At 67.8% G+C, this 239-nt stretch carries 1 pseudogene; it reads right to left on the bottom strand.

Annotation, left to right across the window (positions count from 1 at the left end):
• Nucleotides 1-239 (bottom strand): annotated as a pseudogene (locus IG64_RS37320) (6-phosphogluconate dehydrogenase); the annotation flags it as partial.

Below are 239 nucleotides of genomic sequence, written 5' to 3'. Positions count from 1 at the left end.
GCGAAGCCGCGCAGCTTCTCCAGGTGCTCGTCGTCGTCGAGGGCGTTGACCGCGAGGTCCAGCAGCCAGGACCGGATGACGGTCCCCTCCTGCCAGGAACGGAAGACCTCGCGGACGTTGTCCACGGAGTCGACCTTCTCGAGCAGCTCCCAGCCCTCGGCGTAGGCCTGCATCATCGCGTACTCGATGCCGTTGTGGACCATCTTCGCGAAGTGGCCCGCGCCGACCCTGCCCGCGTG

It is taken from the genome of Streptomyces sp. NRRL S-340, from assembly GCF_000720185.1.
GTDB lineage: Bacteria > Actinomycetota > Actinomycetes > Streptomycetales > Streptomycetaceae > Streptomyces.
This window is presented reverse-complemented; position numbering and strand designations above follow the sequence as displayed.